Origin of the sequence: Burkholderia sp. SIMBA_051, from assembly GCF_046534915.1 — a bacterium.
GTDB classification, from domain to species: domain Bacteria; phylum Pseudomonadota; class Gammaproteobacteria; order Burkholderiales; family Burkholderiaceae; genus Burkholderia; species Burkholderia ambifaria.
Genome location: NZ_JAWRXS010000455.1, coordinates 1 through 261 on the forward strand (window position 1 = coordinate 1; position 261 = coordinate 261).

A 261-nucleotide genomic window follows, 5' to 3' on the forward strand; every position below is an offset into this window, starting at 1 on the left:
GGTGATGGTCAGCGGGTTCTTCGCAATGCCGCGATCCAGCTCCACCGTGTCCTGGCCGTCGAACTTCACGGCATCCCCCAGCATCAGGTTCATCAGGTTCAGCAGATGGTTCTGCTGGCCCTTGACGTCCTCGGGCAGGTTCTTGCGCATGTCGGCAATACGTGTGCGCAGGTCGTCGGAGGTGGCCTTGTACAGGTCGATGGGGTCACTTTGCCGGTAGACGGTCGAGGTCTGGTCCTTCGTACCACCAAACCACAGGCC

The 261-nt window shown here is 60.9% G+C and carries 1 protein-coding gene; it reads right to left on the minus strand.

Translation table 11 applies throughout. The features are described 5' to 3' along the window. Positions 1 to 261 (minus strand): hypothetical protein (locus SB771_RS35265; protein WP_410722075.1); only part of this gene is annotated, 261 nt, incomplete at both ends.